This window comes from Glutamicibacter sp. 363 (assembly GCF_052379505.1).
GTDB lineage: Bacteria > Actinomycetota > Actinomycetes > Actinomycetales > Micrococcaceae > Glutamicibacter.
Genome location: NZ_JBQSYR010000037.1, coordinates 1 through 20,065, shown reverse-complemented (window position 1 = coordinate 20,065; position 20,065 = coordinate 1). Strand labels below are relative to the sequence as shown.

The following is a 20,065-nucleotide window of genomic DNA, read 5'->3' as shown; positions in this document are numbered from 1 at the left end:
AGACAATGCTCCTGGAGATCAAGAACCTGCAACTGGATTTCGCCACGCCCGGAGGCAGCACTCGCGTGCTGCACGGGGTGGATCTGCACGTGGAACGCGGCGAGGTGGTTGGCCTGGTAGGGGAGTCCGGCTCCGGCAAGTCGACCACCGTCAGGGCGGCCCTTCGGCTGTACCCCCAGTCGGCCTCATGTACCGGCACCGTCAACGTCAATGGCGAGAACGTGCTTACCTGCGGGGAGGATGCACTCCACTCGGTGCGTTCCCGGGAGGTGGCCATGATTCACCAGGATCCGCGGGGCAGCTTGAACCCGGTGCGGCGCATCGGTGACTCGCTGACCGAACGCCTGGTCCACGTGCTGGGCGTGGACAAGTTCGCCGCACGCGCCAAGGGCACGGAGCTGCTGCGCGCCGTGGGGCTGACCCAGCCGGAGAAACGCATGCGCCAATACCCGCATGAGTTCTCCGGCGGCATGCTCCAGCGTGTGGTGATAGCTGCGGCGCTCAGCAGCGAACCTCAGTTGATCCTGGCCGACGAGGCTACCAGTGCCTTGGACGTCACCACTCAGGCTGAGGTGCTATCGGTGCTGCGCGAGGCCCAACGCTCACGAGGTTTGGGCATGCTCTTCATTACCCACGACCTGCACCTGGCCGCCGCCTATTGTGACCGGGTCTATGTCATGTTCAAGGGTCGCATCGTCGAGGAGCTGGAAGGCAATAACCTATTTGCCGCCGCGCGTGAGGAATACACCAGGGAATTGTTGTCGGCAGTTCCGAGCTTGAAGGGACAAAGACTGTGAGTATCGTCGTTCGGGAGCTTTGTAAGAGCTTCGACATGGGCAAGGGGCGCCCCGCCGTGGTGGCTGCGAACAAGGTCTCTTTCGACTTGGCGCCGGGGGAATCCCTGGGACTGGTGGGTGAATCCGGGTCCGGCAAGACCACGGTGGCACGTATGCTCGTGGGCTTGGAGACTCCGGATTCCGGTAGCGTTGAAATTGCTGGCCGCGACCGCGCACTCAATCGGCGGGGTGCCGCGGGGCGAAAGGAACGGGCCGCAGAAATTCAGATGGTGTTCCAAGATCCGTATGGATCCCTGGACCGCAGGCTGTCGGTGAGCCAGTGTTTGGGCCAGGCGCTGAAGTTGCAATCGCCCCTGCGCGGCGACGAGCTGCAGCGGGCAATCACAGAGCTCATGAACTCTGTGCGTCTTGAACCGCGACTTCTGTCTTCCTTCCCGCATCAACTCAGTGGCGGCCAACGCCAACGTCTGGCCATTGCCCGCGCGTTGGCCAGCAGCCCGAAGCTGTTGGTCCTCGACGAGGCCGTGTCGGCACTGGACGTGTCGGTGCAGGCACAGATTCTTCAGGTGCTCAACGAGATCCGCGCGGAGCGCGGCATCGCGTTGCTCTTTGTTAGCCATGATCTAGCAGTCATCCAGGAGGTCAGTGACAAGGTGATGGTCATGTATCGAGGGGATCCCATCGAGCAGGGGATAGTGTCAGACGTGTTGCAGAATCCGCAGCACGACTACACCAAGCTGCTGATTTCTTCGGTCCCCGGTCTCGGGTGGGACCCAGACGAGGTCATGGCACGTCGTCGGGAATTCGATCTGCTCCAGTCAGTACGCTGACATAGCAGATTCGAATTATTGGTTCGACAGTGTCAAGGCTCCATGTTGAGATTGGTCGGCCGGCAGTCACTACGATCCTCTTTTTTGGGCTATTAAAATTAACTGGGCACGTTGTTCTGGACGCAGCGTGTAGTCGATTTGAAAACGTCATTTGGCCGATGCTAAGGTATTACTCGTTGTATTCCTCCATAGCTCAATTGGCAGAGCATTCGACTGTTAATCGAAGGGTTACTGGTTCAAGTCCAGTTGGAGGAGCTTTCTTAAGGCCCCAACCGCATGACGCGGTTGGGGCCTTATTCATTAAAGCTTCACCCATTGGACTTCGGGATATCTGCGCGATCTTCAGGGGAAACCCTGATAGCGTCGCGAGTTGGGCTCTGGCTAGGATATTTATTAGGTAATCGCGTGTTCGCTCCGGTGCGTTTTGAGACGCGGCGGACGGCTAGAGGTTCGGGTAGTCAGCATGGACTATATAAAACTGATCCTTGAGAGCGAATCGGATTTCTGGTCGGTGAGGTATTGACGGGCCTCGGACACGATTAGTCGGCAGGTAACTGATGAACAGGATGTGAACTACGGGGCATGCATATTGATGCGGTCGCTTCCTATAAGCTCAAGTGGATAGACGATAGACTTTCAAATCGTTAACAGTTACACCCGTGGCATGAGATTTAGCTGTGGGGTTTACGCCTGAAGACTGATACGTAGGCGGTAACCGGAGTGCTAGCGTGGAAACACCGGTTGCCGAGCGATCGAGAATATGGAGAAACCATGTCTGAAGCTGATTCGATGCAAGCAGATGAAAGCCTGAAGTCGAGCGTCAAGAGTGCCAAGGCGCAAGTCGATGGACTCAAGGAGCTTGTCCCGCAGCAGCTCTCGGACGAGATCAAGCTAGGAACCACCTTGCTCAAGAGCAAGGGCATCAGTTTGGGTGTGGCCGCCGGACTTGCGGCGGGCGCACTTGTAGTAGTTTCGCTGTTTGTAGTTGCAGTGGTTGTCACCTTGGTGAACGTGTTGGCTATCTGGTTCCAGGGCTGGGCAGCTGCACTGATCGTCGCAGGTTTCTTCCTGCTGGTGGCAGCAATTCTTGCCCTTGTTATTTATCTCAAGGTTAAGAAAGCCTTGCCGCTGACTCCAGAAGCAGCGATTCGCGGCCTGCGCCACGATATCGGTGTGATCAAGGACGGCAGCAACTTCGACGTCAGCACCTTGGATGAGCCAATGCGCAAGAAGGACGAATCCGAAGAGTCCGCAAAGGACAAGAAGAAGGAACCTAAACCTCCGGCTCCTAGCGCGGATGAATTGGTACTTCGCACAAAGCGTCGCCGCCGCCAGATACAGGCGTTGCGCGACAACTTGGGTCAGAGCGTTCTAGGACCCAAAGCCAAAATCGACAAAGCACGCCAGTTTGCCGAAAACGCCGGAGACTCGGTGACTAACGCTGCTGCCAAGGCACGTAGTTTCGTCACCCCGTCGGTGAACAATGGTGAGAACAGCGAAGCTGATCGTGCAGGACAAGAACGGGTGGAGAAGGCTAAGCCTTTTGCGATCATTGCAGCGTCGGCCGGGGCTCTCGTTGCGATCATTCGTAAGCTGGTCAAGCGCTCCTAGGTTCTTGAACCGATGAGGTGGCGCGGCGATATCACGCAACCGCGCAGCATGGCCTCTCGGAATACAAGGAACTAGTGGGAAAGGCACTGACATGGTTTGGATCGCTATTGCAGCGGCACTATGCGGTGCCTTTTGCCTTGCCTTCGGCGCGCACTTCCAATCGAGCGCCGTAAAGTCTGCCGCCGGTGGTTTGGATGTCACCCTCGGCAATATTGGCAAGCTGATGGGCAATGGCCGGTGGATGAGTGGTTTGCTGCTGCTCGGGCTTGGCATGGTGCTCAATGTCTTCGCATTGGCCAGCGCCCCGCTGACCGTCGTACAGCCAATTGGCGCCATCGCGCTGGTGGTGACCACGGTGGTCAATGCGCGCGAACACAAGCTCACGATGAATCTTCCGACGGTACTCGCGATTGCCGCTTGTATGGTTGGCTCGGCCACGTTCGTACTGATGGCAATCAACGTTACCGGTGATCAGCATCAGGTCAGCAACTCCGAGGAGTTGCTGATCGAGGTGATTCTGGCGTGTGTTATCGCAATGATCGGAATCACTGCACTGTTTTTCCACCGGAAACTCGGGGCTATCTTCTACATCGTAGGGGCCGGTGTGCTCTTTGGCTTCGTAGCGGTGCTGGTACGTACCGTCGCAATCGATGTGCTGCACTTGGGCAGCCAATTCTGGTCATCGGTGCCATGGCTTGCTCTAGCAGCTGTGGTGGTGGCGGGGCTGCTTGGTTCATATTTTGTGCAAAACGCCTATTCAAAGGGACCGCCGGACTTGGTTATCGCAGGACTGACGGTAATTGACCCGATTGTCGGCATCGCCATAGGCATTACGATCCTGGGTGAGCTTCGTCCGGATGTGCCTGCCATGCTGGCTGTGGCCATGGCGCTGGCCGGGGTGCTTGCGATCGTTGGCGTGGTGGCGCTGTCTCGTCATCATCCGGTGGTTCTGGATCGCAAAGCCAAGGCGCGGCATTTAAAAACCCTGTCTAGCCATGACACATAGAAATAGCTAAGTACTTCTCACAAGACAATATGTTGATCGAACAAGGACAATACGTGGCCGAGGAAAAACCGCTGACGATCGTCATCGCCGCCGATACCTACCTGCCGGATATCAATGGCGCGGCCATGTTCTGTTATCGCTTGGCCACCGCCATGAAAGAGCGTGGGCATCGCGTGCACGTCTTGGCGGTACGCGGGGAGAACGGCAAGACCTTCACCGAAGTTCGTCCGGAGGCGATTGTGCATCGCCTGCAATCCCACGCCGTACCAACCCACGAGTACTTCCGGATCGTTTTTCCTTGGGAAGTTAACTCACAGATCAATAAGCTCCTGGCCGATATCAAGCCGGATGTGGTGCACGCGCAGAGCCACTATATGATCGGCCAGCAGACGATTGCCTACGCACGGAAGCACGGTGTGCGCTCGGTCGCAACAAATCACTTCATGCCCGAGAACCTCGACCCGTTCTTGCCGTTCCCGAAGTGGTTCAAGAAAATTGTCGCGCGTAACTCCTGGCGCGATATGGGAAAGATCTTCGGCAAGGCCGACGCGGTTACCACGCCCACCCCGCTGGCGGCCAAAGCCATGAAAGACTATGCACGACTGACCAAGGTTTTGCCGCTGTCCAATGGCATTGAAGCCGGAAATTATGAGTTGGCTGAGGGCGAAGAGATAGTTCGCAACGAAGCGCCGACGATTCTTTTTGTTGGCCGTTTAGCTGTTGAGAAGAACGTCAATGAACTGATCGAGGCGTTGGCCATCATGAAGCAGGTTCCCGACGCAGTCCTCGAAGTAGTCGGGGGCGGTGAACAGCGCGCACCCCTGGAGCGTATTGCCCACGAGCAGGGATTGAGCGATCGAGTTCGGTTCCTAGGCCACGTCACTACCGAGGAGCTTCGCCTTGCGTACCTGCGCTGCGACGTATTCTGTCAGCCGGGCACCGCCGAGTTGCAGTCTCTGGTGACGTTGGAGGCGCTCTCCGCATCGAAGCCTGTGGTGCTCGCCAATGCGATGGCACTGCCGCATCTTGTCGATGTGGGGGTGAACGGCTACATGTTTGAACCCGGGAACCGCGAAGACCTGGCGCAGAAGCTTGATACGGTGCTGAGCATGGACCAGCAGGCCCGCGAACGACTGGGCGAAGCTGGCCATCGCAAGGTCATGAATCATGCGCAGGAGAAGACCATGAATTCCTTCGAAGCGCTATACCGCGGTCAAAGCGTCAACCAGCATTAGAGCGTGAGGACACCACCGCGACCTCGAATCGAGATTTTGGCTGGTCATGCCCTAGAATATTTCGAGTGTGGTTACCGCTGTGGCGGTAATTCTCATAGTGGGGCGTTAGCTCAGTTGGTTAGAGCAGGGAACTCATAATTCCTTGGTCGCCGGTTCAAGTCCGGCACGCCCTACAAGAAAGAACGCTGGTTGACTTGTGAAAACAAGCCAACCAGCGTTTTTCCATTTAAGACGTTTCCGACGTTTGACCATAGTTTGACCATAGTTGGCACAGAAAACTATTGATTTTGCGCTCGCCGTGCGGCCAGTCGATCAGCCAACGAAACGACATTCGAAGGCGCACTTGGTGGCTTCGGCGCCCAATGATCTGTGAGTTTCTCCGCAACGTCTTGGTGCATTTCATCGAGTACGTGCTGGTACCTGGTGAGCATGGAGATTTGTGACCAGCCCAAGATCTCCATGACGACTCGTTCCGGCACGCCAAGCAAGAGCATCGTGGTGGCCGCCGTATGCCGGCCATCGTGAGGCCGGCCGACGGGAACCTGGGCATCCTCGAGAAGCGATCGCCAGGCAAGCCAGTCAGCCTTCGGATACATCGGCAGTCCACCGCGCCGGCAGAACACCAGGTCGCGCTCCTTGCCGTCCTGATCCACCCAAGCTGTCCACGGCTCATGCGTGCGCACGATTCGTTGGGCCTCTGCGTACCGCTCAAAGGGGTTCGCGCAGTGGCGCTGGCATAATCACGCTTCGAACGCCTGCCGAGCTCTTAGGCGGGCCTGTGAAGTATCCACCGCCCACGCGCTCCGAACAGTTGGAACCATAACGGCGCCCACACGAAGCTTTCCCCGTCTGATCCACCTCGCAGCCATGCTTCCAAGGCAGTACAAACAGCTCGCGTTCAATCCGGATCTTCCCCGTCTTGAAATCAATATCAGGCCAAGTAAGCCCCAACGCCTCACCTTGCCGGGGACCGAGCATAAGATTCAGCAGCCACCGAGCCTCATCATCACGCTCCTGCGCTGCAGCGATCATCCGGCGCACCTCATCCGTCGAATACACCTGCGGTTCAAAAGCCTCGGGAGTCGGCGCATCCAACGTCAACAACGGATTCTTCGCAAGCAGTCCACGCTTCCCGAAACATTCAGTGCTCGCCGGAGGACCCGGTGTAGGCCGGCAATGCTGGACTCGGAGAGCGCAGCACGAGTGGTGGCCGTCCTTGGATTTGAGTGGCTCGCGCATGCTGGAGTACACCGTTTCGAAGTCGCTCGGTGTGAGCTTGTCCATTCGCTTCGCGGAGATTCGGTGTGGGCGAATGTGGGAATTGATCTTGTTGGCATATGTGGCCCTGGATTGTGGGCTCTTGGCAGTCCGCGGGGCGATCTCTGCTAGCCAGTAGTCCAGCCACTCGATAAGCTTTGGGGATTGGCCGGACACGAAATTGCCGGCAGCGACTTCGGTGGACAGCTTCCGCACTTTGGCGCGACACTCGGATTTCGTCCGGCCGTAGACAGATTCGAGGATTGTGGATCCATCCGGCCGTTGCCCGACTGGGTAGTTGACCTGCCAGCGGCCGTCCTTGCGTTGCCTTGGCGTGGAGCCTTCCATGTTGCCGCGCCTGGTGCGCGCGGGCTTCTCTGAGGTGCCCAAGGGTTTCCCTCCTTGGGGAAAGTGTGCGCGCCAAATAGACCCTTGACGCGGTGGGATTACGAATTGTGGAAAAGAGTTAGGCGATGTGCTCGGCCGGGGCCCAGAGCTGCTGCACCTGGTCGCCGTCGAGCGTGGCCAAGCGGTCGAGTACTACTTGCTCGATCACGCCTAGTTCCTCGGCTATCTCTGCCGGGCAGGTTGACCAACCAGCAACGCGCTGGAGATCCTCAAAAGTGATCAAGAAACGAGCAACCTCCAGGCAGACCTGCCGTTCGACGGCGGGTGGCTGGCACTCGGTGTGCCCGTGTTTGATGTGGATCGCTTCGTGTGCCAGGAAGCACCGTTGCTCGGAGGTCGTGAGCGCTGGATCAATCCAGATCCGACGTCCGTCCGTCGCTGCCACTACTTCCGGGTGTGGTCTATGCCAAATAATCATTACGTGCGCGAGTGAGCGCAGCATGCCCCATGCATTCTGCATAACTGGAACATATGTTCGAATGGGCAGTTGCCCAAATGTGACGCTAACGCAAACCAAACTGTCGGAATGACATGCTAGCTGACCATGGTGAGCGCCCTTGAAGCTGCTGAGGTGATCTCTCTATTGGAGAAGCTTTCGATTCCAAGCTCTCCCCAGCCCTCGCGAGCAAATTGCAAGATTTCTCTTTGCTCCGTGGTTTTTGGCTCGTCGTGGATCATGATAATTGGAGTATCCCTAGGAACCGACAACTCCTTCGACCGCAGAATGGCACCGGTTTGCCGCAGCCGAGTTACCGCGTAGTTCCACGCAGAGATATCTTTCCGGATCAAGGCACGATCTTTTCGATTGATGCTGATGACTTGTGTCATTTGCTCAACTTCGCCGTCTAGAAGCGCGAAATCAAAATCTTGATGCAGGTGGCCGATCTCAATTACCGGACCAACCTCCAATGGAATCGCTGCATCGTGATGCCAAGCGTTCATCACTGCGGTCCTGAAATTACTTTTCATTCTGGTGCGTGACCGCGGAACGGACTCGCGGATGGTTTCCGATACGAGATGCCCATAAAGAATGTTCGCAATTTCTGCAGCACTTGAACCAAATGCAGGTGTAGGTTCCGAAATTTGCAAGCTGTTATTGAATCGCACGCGCAATTCTTCTATGGCCCAATAGCTGATCGTCTCTGAATTGTCAGCAACGAACACATTGTTCGATTCGGATGAACTTGAATCGTTCGCCTCAGCCACGCGGTAAGACAACCGCTGCATCAGAGGACGCATAAAAGTCGCGTCTCCACCTAGCCGACTCGCGCGCGTAAAGTTCGAAACGTGCCGAATCGCCCAGTCCAAACCATCGGAGCCAACTAAAACGCCAATATTAACGAATTCGCCACGAGCGGTGTTGGGGATGTACCTCAAAATCCAACTCATGTACTCGTTGCTCATAGTCATCCCCCCTAGCTCGTAGTGTTCCGCGCATGCTGCCGCAAACTGGTGACGACGCTTTCACGCCGCTCATCTAGCCACCTGGCAACTTCAATTAATTCAAAATCCGTGAATCCCCAGTCTACGGGCACAGCCGACACCATAGATAGGAGATCCGACACTGTGCAGGATTCTATTGCATCGGCCAGTCCCGCGAATGTTCCGGAGTCCATGCCTTTGACTGAACCTGACCACCCGAAAACCTTAGTCCCTGTCTTCCGTAAATCCGATACTTCCCAGTCGCCACCGCCGCCCAACCAGAGACCATGATCAAAAGTCCAGAGCTGATAGTCCTCGGCTTGTGCATAAAGCCACTGAGGGTCCTCACCAAAGCACCATTCCCACAACGCGATAAACTTTGGAGCCCTATAGCGGTTGCCGTCTTTTGGCACATAGAGAAGTTCGGTGTCCTCAACGCATTCGCTTTCGACATGCTTGCTCGCATGAGCCGTGCCGGTAGCAAGCAGGCTACCGCTAGGTAGCCTATAGCTCGAAAAGCCGCCAGGGATCTCAATCAACGTAGTGTGCGGGATAGGCGCGCCAAGATATCTACCAACAGCTGCAACTACTTGCTCTGCCAGAAGCGAAGTTTGACCGTGTGGATTATGTTGTGGCTTCACCCAGTACAACTCCCCTGGGACCTGAGTTGACATCAGCATTGGCGAACAGCCCGTATCAGCGTGCCTCAGAATACTCGATGCTATAGCACTCGCCACCGGGCGTTGATAAGAATCCAGAGATGCATTCTGCCAAGGATCCATCTGAATAACGTTGCTAGTCACGCTCACCTTCCCACTCGCTGGTTTGTTCGTCGAGCTGCTCGCGGCTGGTCTTCACCTTCGGGTGTGCTGCTAAAGATTCAATAGGTGGTGCCGGGTACTTTTCAGCTTCGGCACCGTGGAATTCGATGATGCTGCCTGCGGGCTCGGTCTTCTGTCCCTGGCTAGTGTCACTCGTGGGCGCCACTGCTCGGAGATTCGTAGTTGGGCTATCTTGAGTAGTTGTGCGTTCAGCATTGTTACCTGCTTCGAGGTCGACGAGGACCCGAACCATTTCGACAACGGCTTTCCGTGACTTGGGCGAGAGGTGGTCTGCGCCTGGTGGAAGTTCGTCGGCTAGTGGCGGGCCGGGGACGGCTTGTCCCGCTGCTGTGAACGCCACAGATTCGTCTACGCCGGCCAGATACGCAATTGCCTTTAGGGTTACTGCCCCAGGGATCGACCTGTAGGTGTTGTTCCTGATGTGGTTAAGCGTCGTGTAGGTGATTTTGTGGCCGCCTTCTTGGGCCTTGAGCGCTAGCTGTCGGGCTGACGTGTCATGACGGCGGAGGGCTAACTCAACCAGGCCTTTGAGGGAATCTGTTTCGTTCACAACTACGACTTTCCTTGATGAACTGTCACTTGCTCAATCCGGCGAACAAGTTTACTGAAAAGTGACTTGTCCCCATTCCGTTTAGTTTACTGGGATATTTCACTTTTCGGGTTGACAACCTAGTTGCGCATGATGCAAACTAAACTTGTCAAAGTGAAAAGTGGAAGGAATGCTGGATTATGCGTGGAGCACGTAAGCACCTCAATCTCATTCGAAAGGAGAGTTGGATGCGTGCAAAGGATCCGGCCGCACTTAGGCGGAAGCGGATAAACCAGCGGTTCGGCCAGCGTGACCTGGCGGTCTTGGGGCGACGTTCGGAGGCGACGATCCACCAGCTCGAAACCGGGAAGATGAAAACACTAGCCGAAGACTTGGCGCTTTTGATTGCAGCACGACTATTCGTTGACTGGGAGGATTTGTTCATTCTTGAATAGCAAGATGTCATGCCCGAGGTGACGAATGATGCATCCACCGTACGTAAGCAAGGTGCGGCGGCATGAGCAAGGAACAAGCGCTCGTGATGCTGGTGGTAACTACCCTGAGCGCGATTGGTTCCGGCGTATTTGCTATGAGGAGCGTGAAGGAATCGGAACGTGCACGTCTCGCACTTCGCCGCCTTGAGAGATTGAAAAGTGAAAGTTCGACGGAGTCTGGGCACCCATTGCGCCCATCACAAGAATCTCGAACTGGGCGCCAGGAGGAATCGTGAACGGCAGCTCGGCCTCCGGGGTCATGCGAACAAACTTGTCTGCGTTCAAGACTTCCGCGACCAAGATCAGCTCGCTCGTAGTATTCCGCAACATCACCAAACGAGAATTTGCGCTCGCGGGCCTCGTCGCAACCAACGGCGGAAGGCTCAAGCTCTCCACGAGCTTTCGCAGTTCGGTAGCGCTCGCTTCGGCAGCGTCCGTTGCACGTCGTGCATTGTTCTCGGCGGATTCAGCAGCTCGTCGGGCAGCCCTGGACTTGTTGGAAGCCCACCAAGACCAAAGGCCGAAGAGAAACGATGCGCCGGCTAATCCGACCGAAATCCAAATATCCATAACCCAAACCTATACGGACGGAGTGCGACGTGAGTGAGTATCAGTGCCAAGAGCCCGGCTGCTCGTTCCACATCGGGATCGGTGGAGAGCTGAGCACCGCTGAGGATTACGAGCAGCAGGAGTATTACGAAAACGAGATCGAGGAACACATTCGCAGTCATGACGATGATCCTCAGCCTGTGTACTGGGTGAAGGTCGCTCCTGGAGTTGCCTCGTGGCTTGATTTAGCTGGCCTGCTGGAAGCCCACCAGAACAGGATCGGGGTAGAGATACCTAACCCGTTCCATGTACCTGGGCGTCTAATCAGCGACGTCGTGCGTTCACCATTCGCGGGAATTGCTTCCGAAGGTGACAGTGTTTCCGTCCCAGTAGATTCGGCGGGAGTTTCTCGCGGGGACGTTGTTTCGGAAAATATCCAAAAGGTCAGAATTCGGCTTGAACTGATCACTGCTGGAGGCACTCACTCTCGTATTCGGGGTGATGTAGAAAGCGACTGCGTGCTGCGTGCCGGTACTGATTTCGAGATTGATTTCGCGTTCCGAGTTATGGATGCGCCAAAGGTCTATGCCAACGGTGAGAGCAGTGACCACGTCGGGTGTTGCGGCCAGGGCGAAATGCCCGTCGATTTGAAGCCAGGTTTTCATTCTTCCCTCTCAGAAGGCAATACAAGTGTAGGAACTTCTGAGTCTACCGAGAGGGATCAAACCCCGAGTGCACGGGTAAAAGTAAAGCCCTCAGCAGGTGCAACTGCTGAGGGCGACGAAACCAAAACCAAAAGCTAAAGAGAGAAGTGATTTCAATGTCTAGTGTAGTCAGTTTTCCCAATGCTCGCAGGAGTGAGCAGGTGATCGACGTTGAGCCGGGGCTGCCAATGGAGACTCGGCCGGTACCCATGTTGTTTACGGTGGCCGAAACGGACGAGCTGCTGTCGATGGGGCTCACCTCGGTGTACGACCTGATCAACCAGGGCGATCTGCCGAAGGTCATGGTCGGCACCCGTGGAAAGACCACTCGGATCGCGGCAACCGATATCCAGGCATACATCGACAATCAGCGGGAAGTGGTGGCTACCTCGTGGGTGATCTGATTCAAGGGCTGGACTCTCGACAATCGACTTCAGTCGAACTCTCCGAGCAGGCCAACAGGGTACTGCTTATCGTGAACTCCCGGCTTACCCGATTGGGATACCCAGTCGATCCGTTCGTGGGTGAAGTGGTAGGAGTAGGCGAGAGTGTCGGGCGGAAGACTGAATCCGAGGCGGCTACGGATCGCGTAGTCCCGTTTCTTCGCCCTGTACTCACGTACTTCCCGCAGGTAGGTGGCTCGGGCCTGCGGACATTCGATTTGAACGCTGCCGCCACCGGGGATCGATTTCACCGTTTTGCGGACTTCTTCGCCATCAATGTCCACGATGATCCGTACGTCAAGAGCTTCGTCGTCGCCCCGGTTGGTAACGGTGTAGGTGCCTGGCTGTTCCCAGTCAAATTCCCAGTGGATATTGCTCGTATCGCTTTCACGAGCCTCAGTCCGACGAGCGAGCGTCAGCGCTTCTTCGCCTATTTTGCGGGAATCTACTGCGATGCGCTTGCTGTCTTGGGCGATGCTGTTGGCTTTCGCGCTCAGTTGATTCGCAGTATCGGACTTCTCGCTAGCTTTCTTGGCGTGCTTGTTTGCCCCTCGGCTGGCGCTGACCGCCCAGATCGCGGAGGCAAGCGCGATGAGCAGGGAAAGGGCCGAGATTAGCAATGCAGTTAGTTCCACAGGATAAATCTATTCCATGCAAGGGGAGTTTCATGTCCAAGATGACGGTCCGGGTGGCGCACCAAGTGAGGCTGTCCCGTGGGCAAGGCGGTCAGGGGTAATGACTGTCAACTCTATTGTGCGAGTTCATCCTGTGCGCTCAGGCAAGGTTTCCGAGACATTCCACATTCAGCACCAGCCGTATCCGAAGGGCGACCGCGCAAAGCAAGCCGTGAAGGTCGTTTCGAAGTGGGCGGCAAGGCAGGACCTGGGCGCGAATGTCGTCGTAGAGGCCGGCAGTCTCACTGAGAAGGGTGAAGAGGGTTTCGGCCGGATCAACCTGAACGGCGTGACGATCGCTCAGTTCTCAGTCTTGGAGGAGCTACCGGCCCCAGTGCCATTGGCTTCGCTGCTCGATGGTGGTCTCAGATGAGTGCCGCAGTAATCATGCGTCTGGCCTCGGGCGGCCCCCGGGAAGTGGACACCGGGAACAAAAACGCTAAGCAGCGAAATCCATCATAACGTGAAAATCACCCTCAAAATCAACAGGCGACTTATAGCCTAACGCCGAATGCTTCCGCAGGTTGTTATACCGAACAATCCACCGGAACACCTCGGCCCGGCAGGACTGCTCACAGTCCCACCGCTTGGCACCCTGCAACGTCTCACGCTTCAACGTGGCATTGAACGACTCCGCCATCGCATTATCGGCGCTTGACCCGATGCGGCCCATCGACTGCACCACGCCCAGCCGCCGGCAAACGCTCTGGAACTGGGATGAGGTGTATTGCACGCCATGATCGGTGTGCATCCGAGCGCCAGCCACCGAGCCCCTGGCCACCGCCGCCGACTCCAGCGCTTCCACGACCAAATCGGTACGCATATGATCAGCAATCGACCAGCCCACCAAACGCCGAGAACACACATCCAGCACCGTCGCTAAATACAAGAATCTCCCTTCCTTCCCATACGGAAGGTAGGTGATATCACCAACGTAGAGCGACCCGACCTCCTCGGAGGTGAAATCACGATTCACCAAATCCTTGAAGACCTGCGCGCCAGGATCCCTGACCGTCGTGGACTTGGGCCTGCGCAGGTGCACTCCAACCAAGTTATTCTCCCGCATCAACCGGGCCACACGCTTGTGATTCACCGGCCCGTCAACCAAAGGATCATCCTGCACCCGTGGGTCGCAAGCCAGCTCAACGCTCATCCGCCGATACCCCAACGTCCGGTTCCATTCCTTGTAATGACGCAGAATATGATCCAGTAACGCTTGATCTTCCAAGCCGCGTGCGGCCCGGGCCGGGCGTGCTGCACGCCATTTGTAGTAACTGGAGCGGTTCAGCCCCAGCACCACGCAGATCCGCTTCACCGCATGGGTGTCTCGGTAATCTTCAACGAACTGAAAGCGGATCACCAGTTCGTCTCGGCCGCGAAATACTTCGTGGCCTTGCGCAGGATATCTCGCTCCTCGGCCAGCACGCTGTTGGCGGACTCCAGAGTCTTGTTCCGCTCCCGCAATGCCTGGTTCTCAGCTTGTGCCTGAAGCAAACGCTGTTCGGCACTCAGCTCGGGGTCAGGCATCTGGGCGCTGCCGGTGGACTGCTGTGTCGGGGCTCCTCGCTTGATCCGGTCCTGCCGTACCCAGGTTTTCAGCGTGCCTCGGGCAATGCCAAGGTCCTCGGCTGCTTTGGTGTATCCGAGGTCGGGGTGGGACTCGTACAGGTGCACGGCGTCAGCCTTGAACTGCGCGGTGTAGGTATTCTTCGGCATAGTTTAACTCCTGATTTCTCTGACCATTATGGGTCAGTTACAGGGTGTCCACTACCCGGGGGCTACCTCCTTCCTCGAAGCCGGTGATGACTGAACCAGCTGGCCGTTTACCCGCTTTGGGCGGGGCTGGTGAGTAGTTGGTGATGCGCAGGTATTTGGCGACAGTGGCTCGGCTGAAGGTTCAGCTGAACGGCGATTTTACGCCCTGAGATACCCTCAGAGTCTAATTTCCTGATAGTTTCTTGCACGGACATGGGTTCCGTCATTTCCTTCCAGACCTTCCGGCGCCGAGCATAGGCAAAATGGGGCGCCGTAAGGAATTTATCTGGCCAGACGGGCCCATGTCCTTTGCTGTCTTCTACGTGACAGGAGCGAGGCAAAGGGGGGGGGGGGGGGGGGGCAACGTCTGGGCGTGATGATCAATGGGTGGCCGCGGTCGGGGCTGCGGAGGATTCTTGGCAGTCCCGGTGGCGTGGGTGGCCTACTTCTTACCGCTTTAATGGCCTAAATTTGGCCGCTGAAATGGTCTATTTCTTCAGCCGTAATGGCCTAATTAAAGTTGATCACACACATGAGTCTCTCTAGGCTATGGCCGTTACCCACTTTTCACCATCAAGCTTCTGGGTGTAGAACGTCAGATCCTCATGGACGCCTCGTTGGGCTTCTTTTATCATTTCTAGCGATATGACTCTGGCTTGTTCTAGGGATTCTGCTTTGAAGACGGGGCCGAAGGGCTGTCCGGTGTCTACGATTATGTTTCTGTAAAGCACTAAATTACCTCATTCATAGATTTTTCTATAAGTCAAGTCTATCATGAGGTTATTTTTCACCACCGAAAGGTATCAATGCCCACCGAACACACCGACCCAAGGAGCGCCGATGCCTGAATGGCTTACGGAAGCAGTACTCCTGTCGATCATTGGCGGGGTATTCGCCCTGCTAACTGCTATCGTCACAAAGCTTTCCTTCGATGTGTCCAAGACAAGCAAGGACACCGCAGCAGTACACCAGTCGATCAATAACCGGCCAACGTCCTTGTCTGATCGTGTGGACGACGTTGGTACTGCTGCATCGGACGCGCTCGATGCGGTGAATGAAATAGCGACGACTTTGAAAGCTCATGGTCAAAAGCTCGATACGCATTCGAAAGACTTGCGCGGCATCGATGAATCCGTGGGCATTCTTCGTTCAGCGGATCGCGACCTGCAAAAAGGTCTCGCGCACACGCTGCGCGAATTCAGCCTGCACGTTATGGAGACTGGGCCGATGAAAGAAAAGATCCACCGGCTCGCAGAAAAATTCCTCAAGGACTAACTACATGCTTGGTTCTTTTCTTGTGCTCGCCTGTCTGTACGCTATAACGTCTATTCGCCTTTGGATTGCAAATCAGCAACCATACAGTGGCATTCACACGAGCGGCCATGCGCTGGTAGCTCATCCGCGCATTGGCATTGGTAAGAATCGCAGCATTCAGTCTCAACTTTCGCAACGGATAAAGCTGGGTTGTCTTCTTCTAGCATTGCTCTCAGAAGAAGGTATGTCCCAGCAGTAACCTCTTCCATACCTTTGTCCCGCTGGAACCCAAGGAAGGTGAACCCCACAGCCACTATTGCTACACCGAAGGATAGTGTGGCGTATCCTAGCGAGGCCTCGTTAGGTGCCACGCTAGGATCTGTCGTTCCGATCGGAGGGGTCGCCAGCATGGAACCTCCGAAATCAGCGATTACCAAACCAGCCAGAATATAGATAATGAATGCTGCTATTCGGTACTTGTAGTACTTGGTACGCCTGCCAAGCGACATGCTTTGACGATCCAGTTTTTGCCAATTGACAAGGAATTTATCGCGGTTTGAATGGATATTCATAATCGCATGGTAGCCGCTTCGGACGAGGAAGATCGGCATCAAGATCCTCGAACCACCGAGACTTTGTAGAAATATAGATCTATTTCGTTACCACTCCTCACGGAGTGGTTTTTCTTTTACCCAGACGCAATCTGTGTCTGGGTTTTTCTATGCCCGAAAGGCAGGAACAAGCCATGACCGAGATCAAAGATGCAGCGGCCGGGATAGACGTCACCGCTGCCGACATCCCTGACGATGACCAGACGCTGGACTGGGACACTAAGCGGTTCGGTCGCATGTTCGACCACGCCTCGGATGAAGCACCCACCACTGTAGCCGCCGGATCCGGCGAGGAAGAAGGCAACTAAATGCCCCACATAGACACTCTCGTCCGGCATCTCGAAGCACGTGGGCTCCAGGTCGAGTACGTGCCCGGGTGGTCCACTCGTGGATCTTCCAGCTTCCACCCCAAGGGCGTGATGGATCACTGGACAGCGGGCCCGAAGGGCTCCGAAACCCGGCCATCCTTGAATGTCGTGACCTACGGACGCCCGGGGCTTCCCGGTCCGTTGTGCAATGTGTATCTGGATCGCCGAGGCGTTGCCGTGGTTGTCGCTGCCGGCCGAGCCAACCACGCCGGTTATGGATCGTGGAAGGGACGCACTGGAAACACGTATTTCTTCGGTATCGAGGCGGAAGCGGCGAACGCTAGCGACTGGACCGACGAGATGCGCGATTCATACCCATTGGTGAACGCCGCGCTGCTGGACGCGATCAACGAGGATGACGCCAGCTGGTGCGTCGGACACTCGGAATACGCTCTTCCTCGTGGCCGCAAGATCGATATCAACGGGTACACCATGGACGACATGCGTGAGCAGACGCAGACGGTCCTGTGTGGCGGGAAGGTCACGCCAAAGCCAGCGCCGAAACCTGACGCCAAGCCGAAGCCTAAGCCGAAGGTCAAGAAGTAGTGGAACGACAAGAAGCCCGACGGGTCGACCACGTTCCCAACCGACTACCAGGATCTCGTTCTCGATAAGGACTTCGGGCAGATCACCGTCGGCGCGTTCCAGATCCTCATGGAAGCGATCAAGATCGGCGTCCGCTACAACCAACGCTGGGATGGCGACTGGGGAAAGCTCAGTGTCAAGGACGCCATGGAGTGGCTCCAGTCCAACGGCTACTACAAGAAGATGCAGCACGCCCGCGGAGGCCACCCGAAGGGCACCAAGCTCAAGGTCGACGGTGGCGACGGCTACTGGTTCTGGTACGAGCTGCAGCGCTTCCTCAAGGCCCGCGGCTTCTACAACAAAACCACCGTCGGAGTGCCACTCAAGCACGACGGCGATCCAAAGGGCTGGACCATCTAGGGCTCCAGCGCTACCTCAACACACAGAACGGAAGCTAGGAAATGGAGCAGGATCTTCTACTGACCGTGATCGCGGCAGCCTTTGCGATCGTTTCGCCCATCGTCATCAAGTGGCGCAAGACCGAGGATTGGAGTCAGACCCTCAAGGTCGCTCTACCCGTAATTATCTCGCTTGTTATCGCGGTGGTCTACCTCGTGCTCACCAGCGCCCTAGCTGGCCTCAACGTTCTGGCCGCATTCCTCATGGTCTATGGCCTGCACCAGCTAGTCTACGGAGCGATCGTTAAGCACCTGCAGGCGCTCAAGAATAGCCCGGCCGGGCCCTGCCGGGGATGAACCGAAGCACCTGGCCGGATAGAACGAAACCGCCCCACCCTCATCGCGAGGGTGGGGCGGTTTTCTGCGTTTGCAGCACACTTATCATTCACTGAGAAATAAACGAAACGGTCTTTAGAGCATTCTGACTTCAACAACTACTCTGGCTTTACATGCTCGTTTGAAATTACGATGGTCACAAAATGTTCGCAAACACATTGAAAGGCTTTACACTTGAGTAAAGTTGAACGCATCTTGATCGTGGATGGTGGTCACTGCGAAGTCTCACATGCACTACGAGCAGACAAGTCGGTTCCAGCTGCAGAGTTTCTTGAAGCTTTGTCTAGGCAGAATTGGCCAATAGAGGATATTGAGTTACCCGACGAAAAGCAACCATCATTCCGGTCCCGAATGTTGGCTTGCCTGCGGGACATTGCTGAGGGGTACGACATCTTGATAAAGGATCACAACAAACTTGTGGATGGGATCTGGGAGTTAAAAGCTGATGTCTTAAGGCTTACCTTCTACGACACTGACGGAGCAGGTAAGTACACTCCGAAAGAAGGAAGCCGAGTGCCCCCAATTCAGGGAAACGGTTGGATTCTGGATGTGACCGAACTCGATGAATATGTGCGGACCGGGCACGCTTTCAGCAAGTCCTCCCAGAAAACCTCTCGCGCCGACTTAGATGAGGCAATAATGGTACGGAAGGAAGATCTCCATCATGACTGCAACTAAGCGACGTCGATCAGTAATCGAAGAAATTGAGATGGATCCGGGAGAGGCTGCAGATATTGCGGCTGCCCGCGCTTTGAATCACACAAGCGTAATCCTGAACAAGGCAAAATTTGCGTCCCAACTGACCCAGCGTGAAATTGCAGAAGTCCTTGGCATCGGCGAAAGTCGGGTGTCGCAGGTCTTGAACGGTGACGGAAACATTAAGGTTTCGACGTTGGCTCGATTCCTTCGAGCTATGGGCTACACACCTGAGATTGAGGCGCAGCCAATAGACCGCTCTTTACCGTCGCTGAGCGCAAAGAATAAAGCTGCGACTGGTAGGCGTCGGAGTAAAAAGGTCTCTTCAATTAGTGATGAGACCTATGGAACCATAGCCGCTACCCGATTAGTTATTGCAGAAGTAGATTCAGTGCTTAAAACGAACAGACGAGCCATGAAGCGCGGATCTTCAAGTACCTATAGGAATGGGAATGCAGGAGAAATTGTGCACCTCATGGAAATCACGGGAGGCAGCTCATGGACCGCGAAGAAACGATAGAAGAACTTCTTCACGAAGCTAGCATTATTTCACTTTCATTCACTGACTACTCGGCGCATTTTGTTATCGACGAGTTCGAAGAGGATTTTCCAGAAGACGGAATTGATATTGAGATAGAACCTCAGGTCCGTTTGCGGTGGGCGTTTAGCGATGACGCTAAACAGATACTGATTCGCGCGGCGCTCAAGGTCGAAACGCCATTGGTCGAAGTTTGCGTGGAAGTCCGTGCTGAGTACAAATTCCCAGAGGGTATTCAAGATCGCATTGAGCTAGACCGAGAGCTACTGCACTTGTTCGCCTGCTTTGTCGCGGATCGGGATCTTCATTCGACAATTCGCTCCGAAGTCCAGAGCTTGTCGCTGAAGCTCCTGCAAACTCCAATATTGTTGCCCGTTGGTTCGCCTTTCGGCGCTGGGCACCTAGATAGAATCTAACTCGCCGCGTGCGTTGAGCCGGCCTCATGCCCATGAGAGTGCGGATGGCAATTTCACGTTGCAATTGACCATAGTTTTGACCATAGTTTTCATGGGAACCCGCGGAAAACGGGCTTCTATTTAAGTAGAAAAACCGCGGAATCGTGCGGTTTTTGACACCCTTGGAACGGCACAGAAATCGTTTCGGGCAACTCATAATTCCTTGGTCGCCGGTTCAAGTCCGGCACGCCCTACCGTATAAGCCACCGAGTGACTTGTGGAAACAAGTCACTCGGTGGCTTTCCTTTTTGCCATCTCGGGCATGAGG

27 protein-coding genes, 2 tRNA genes and 1 pseudogene are annotated in these 20,065 nt (G+C 55.7%); 19 read left to right on the top strand and 11 right to left on the bottom strand.

From position 1 onward, the window contains the following. Window positions 1–5 precede the first annotated feature (5 nt). The 7 genes from ACT3UA_RS17190 to ACT3UA_RS17160 all read left to right on the top strand — a co-directional run bounded on the left by ACT3UA_RS17190 (window position 6) and on the right by ACT3UA_RS17160 (window position 5,652). Entirely contained in the window at window positions 6–797 is a 792-nt protein-coding gene (locus ACT3UA_RS17190) for an ABC transporter ATP-binding protein (RefSeq protein WP_105569927.1), read from the top strand. After that, window positions 794–1,627 (top strand): ABC transporter ATP-binding protein, encoded by an 834-nt coding sequence (locus ACT3UA_RS17185; protein WP_255248476.1) that lies wholly within the window; start codon window positions 794–796, stop codon window positions 1,625–1,627. The genes ACT3UA_RS17190 and ACT3UA_RS17185 overlap by 4 nt, the downstream gene beginning before the upstream one ends. Before the next feature lie 182 nt (window positions 1,628–1,809). Continuing rightward, a tRNA-Asn gene (locus ACT3UA_RS17180) sits at window positions 1,810–1,882 on the top strand. A 516-nt stretch (window positions 1,883–2,398) separates the two neighbouring features. Beyond that, window positions 2,399–3,238: a phage holin family protein gene (locus ACT3UA_RS17175; protein WP_096287370.1), complete on the top strand. Its 840-nt coding sequence runs from the start codon at window positions 2,399–2,401 to the stop codon at window positions 3,236–3,238. 91 nt (window positions 3,239–3,329) lie between these two features. Continuing rightward, the gene (locus ACT3UA_RS17170) at window positions 3,330–4,244 is read left to right on the top strand and encodes a DMT family transporter (protein WP_105553727.1); all 915 of its coding nucleotides are present in this window, start codon (window positions 3,330–3,332) and stop codon (window positions 4,242–4,244) included. Window positions 4,245–4,297: 53 nt separating this feature from the next. Then, window positions 4,298–5,479, top strand: a complete 1,182-nt coding sequence (locus ACT3UA_RS17165) for a glycosyltransferase (protein ID WP_374954793.1) — start codon at window positions 4,298–4,300, stop codon at window positions 5,477–5,479. 99 nt (window positions 5,480–5,578) lie between these two features. Beyond that, window positions 5,579–5,652 (top strand) — tRNA-Ile (locus ACT3UA_RS17160). A gap of 105 nt (window positions 5,653–5,757) precedes the next feature. On the opposite strand, the gene ACT3UA_RS17155 is transcribed toward ACT3UA_RS17160, so the two are convergent. From ACT3UA_RS17155 to ACT3UA_RS17130, 6 genes are all read right to left on the bottom strand, one after another. Beyond that, window positions 5,758–6,162, bottom strand: a complete 405-nt coding sequence (locus ACT3UA_RS17155) for a tyrosine-type recombinase/integrase (RefSeq protein WP_444617575.1) — start codon at window positions 6,160–6,162, stop codon at window positions 5,758–5,760. 25 nt (window positions 6,163–6,187) lie between these two features. Continuing rightward, entirely contained in the window at window positions 6,188–7,126 is a 939-nt protein-coding gene (locus ACT3UA_RS17150; RefSeq protein WP_444617573.1) for a hypothetical protein, read from the bottom strand. Between the two features lie 76 nt (window positions 7,127–7,202). Next, window positions 7,203–7,562: an ImmA/IrrE family metallo-endopeptidase gene (locus ACT3UA_RS17145; protein ID WP_444617583.1), complete on the bottom strand. Its 360-nt coding sequence runs from the start codon at window positions 7,560–7,562 to the stop codon at window positions 7,203–7,205. Between the two features lie 116 nt (window positions 7,563–7,678). Then, window positions 7,679–8,548, bottom strand: a complete 870-nt coding sequence (locus ACT3UA_RS17140; protein ID WP_444617571.1) for a DUF3037 domain-containing protein — start codon at window positions 8,546–8,548, stop codon at window positions 7,679–7,681. A gap of 11 nt (window positions 8,549–8,559) precedes the next feature. After that, window positions 8,560–9,369 (bottom strand): HipA family kinase, encoded by an 810-nt coding sequence (locus ACT3UA_RS17135; protein WP_444617569.1) that lies wholly within the window; start codon window positions 9,367–9,369, stop codon window positions 8,560–8,562. Next, window positions 9,362–9,958: a hypothetical protein gene (locus ACT3UA_RS17130; protein ID WP_444617567.1), complete on the bottom strand. Its 597-nt coding sequence runs from the start codon at window positions 9,956–9,958 to the stop codon at window positions 9,362–9,364. Before ACT3UA_RS17130 ends, ACT3UA_RS17135 begins: the two co-directional genes overlap by 8 nt. A gap of 227 nt (window positions 9,959–10,185) precedes the next feature. Between ACT3UA_RS17130 and ACT3UA_RS17125 the strand changes: the two genes are divergently transcribed. Continuing rightward, window positions 10,186–10,392, top strand: coding sequence for a hypothetical protein (locus ACT3UA_RS17125; RefSeq protein ID WP_444617565.1), 207 nt, complete (start codon window positions 10,186–10,188; stop codon window positions 10,390–10,392). 132 nt (window positions 10,393–10,524) lie between these two features. Here the strand turns inward: ACT3UA_RS17125 and ACT3UA_RS17120 are convergent, their stop codons facing one another. After that, window positions 10,525–11,001, bottom strand: a complete 477-nt coding sequence (locus tag ACT3UA_RS17120; protein WP_444617563.1) for a hypothetical protein — start codon at window positions 10,999–11,001, stop codon at window positions 10,525–10,527. Between the two features lie 29 nt (window positions 11,002–11,030). Here ACT3UA_RS17120 and ACT3UA_RS17115 point away from each other — a divergent pair, with 29 nt between their 5' ends. Both ACT3UA_RS17115 and ACT3UA_RS17110 read left to right on the top strand, forming a co-directional pair. Beyond that, window positions 11,031–11,783 carry a hypothetical protein gene (locus ACT3UA_RS17115; protein WP_444617561.1) on the top strand — a complete coding sequence of 251 codons (753 nt, stop codon included), beginning with the start codon at window positions 11,031–11,033 and terminating at the stop codon, window positions 11,781–11,783. 62 nt (window positions 11,784–11,845) lie between these two features. Beyond that, window positions 11,846–12,088 carry a helix-turn-helix domain-containing protein gene (locus ACT3UA_RS17110; protein WP_444617559.1) on the top strand — a complete coding sequence of 81 codons (243 nt, stop codon included), beginning with the start codon at window positions 11,846–11,848 and terminating at the stop codon, window positions 12,086–12,088. A gap of 29 nt (window positions 12,089–12,117) precedes the next feature. Here the strand turns inward: ACT3UA_RS17110 and ACT3UA_RS17105 are convergent, their stop codons facing one another. Next, window positions 12,118–12,762 (bottom strand): hypothetical protein, encoded by a 645-nt coding sequence (locus tag ACT3UA_RS17105; RefSeq protein ID WP_444617557.1) that lies wholly within the window; start codon window positions 12,760–12,762, stop codon window positions 12,118–12,120. Between the two features lie 100 nt (window positions 12,763–12,862). On the opposite strand from ACT3UA_RS17105, the gene ACT3UA_RS17100 reads away from it, so the two are divergent. Further along, window positions 12,863–13,174: a hypothetical protein gene (locus ACT3UA_RS17100; RefSeq protein WP_444617555.1), complete on the top strand. Its 312-nt coding sequence runs from the start codon at window positions 12,863–12,865 to the stop codon at window positions 13,172–13,174. A gap of 66 nt (window positions 13,175–13,240) precedes the next feature. Here the strand turns inward: ACT3UA_RS17100 and ACT3UA_RS17095 are convergent. Next, window positions 13,241–14,517, bottom strand: a protein-coding gene (locus ACT3UA_RS17095; protein ID WP_444617553.1) for an IS3 family transposase whose coding sequence is annotated in 2 segments (ribosomal slippage) — window positions 13,241–14,178 and window positions 14,178–14,517 — 1,278 coding nt in all. Because the reading frame shifts where the segments join, the coding sequence is not laid out codon by codon here. A 70-nt stretch (window positions 14,518–14,587) separates the two neighbouring features. Further along, a pseudogene (locus ACT3UA_RS17090) lies at window positions 14,588–14,771 on the bottom strand (helix-turn-helix domain-containing protein); the annotation flags it as partial. A gap of 625 nt (window positions 14,772–15,396) precedes the next feature. On the opposite strand from ACT3UA_RS17090, the gene ACT3UA_RS17085 reads away from it, so the two are divergent. After that, a complete protein-coding gene (locus tag ACT3UA_RS17085) occupies window positions 15,397–15,831 on the top strand; it encodes a hypothetical protein (protein ID WP_444617551.1) in 435 nt (144 codons plus the stop codon). 50 nt (window positions 15,832–15,881) lie between these two features. On the opposite strand, the gene ACT3UA_RS17080 is transcribed toward ACT3UA_RS17085, so the two are convergent. Further along, the gene (locus ACT3UA_RS17080; protein ID WP_444617549.1) at window positions 15,882–16,421 is read right to left on the bottom strand and encodes a hypothetical protein; all 540 of its coding nucleotides are present in this window, start codon (window positions 16,419–16,421) and stop codon (window positions 15,882–15,884) included. A 134-nt stretch (window positions 16,422–16,555) separates the two neighbouring features. Here ACT3UA_RS17080 and ACT3UA_RS17075 point away from each other — a divergent pair, with 134 nt between their 5' ends. From ACT3UA_RS17075 to ACT3UA_RS17045, 7 genes are all read left to right on the top strand, one after another. Then, the gene (locus ACT3UA_RS17075; RefSeq protein ID WP_444617547.1) at window positions 16,556–16,729 is read left to right on the top strand and encodes a hypothetical protein; all 174 of its coding nucleotides are present in this window, start codon (window positions 16,556–16,558) and stop codon (window positions 16,727–16,729) included. Further along, the gene (locus ACT3UA_RS17070; RefSeq protein WP_444617545.1) at window positions 16,730–17,335 is read left to right on the top strand and encodes an N-acetylmuramoyl-L-alanine amidase; all 606 of its coding nucleotides are present in this window, start codon (window positions 16,730–16,732) and stop codon (window positions 17,333–17,335) included. 108 nt (window positions 17,336–17,443) lie between these two features. Beyond that, on the top strand, window positions 17,444–17,734 hold the full coding sequence (locus ACT3UA_RS17065) for a hypothetical protein (RefSeq protein WP_444617543.1): 291 nt from the start codon (window positions 17,444–17,446) through the stop codon (window positions 17,732–17,734). Between the two features lie 41 nt (window positions 17,735–17,775). Further along, window positions 17,776–18,069, top strand: coding sequence for a hypothetical protein (locus tag ACT3UA_RS17060; RefSeq protein WP_444617541.1), 294 nt, complete (start codon window positions 17,776–17,778; stop codon window positions 18,067–18,069). Window positions 18,070–18,282: 213 nt separating this feature from the next. Continuing rightward, entirely contained in the window at window positions 18,283–18,786 is a 504-nt protein-coding gene (locus ACT3UA_RS17055) for a hypothetical protein (RefSeq protein ID WP_444617539.1), read from the top strand. Continuing rightward, the gene (locus ACT3UA_RS17050) at window positions 18,773–19,324 is read left to right on the top strand and encodes a helix-turn-helix domain-containing protein (RefSeq protein WP_444617537.1); all 552 of its coding nucleotides are present in this window, start codon (window positions 18,773–18,775) and stop codon (window positions 19,322–19,324) included. The genes ACT3UA_RS17055 and ACT3UA_RS17050 overlap by 14 nt, the downstream gene beginning before the upstream one ends. Then, complete coding sequence (locus tag ACT3UA_RS17045; RefSeq protein WP_444617535.1) at window positions 19,303–19,758, top strand: hypothetical protein; 456 nt, start codon at window positions 19,303–19,305, stop codon at window positions 19,756–19,758. Before ACT3UA_RS17050 ends, ACT3UA_RS17045 begins: the two co-directional genes overlap by 22 nt. The last annotated feature ends 307 nt before the right edge of the window (window positions 19,759–20,065 follow it).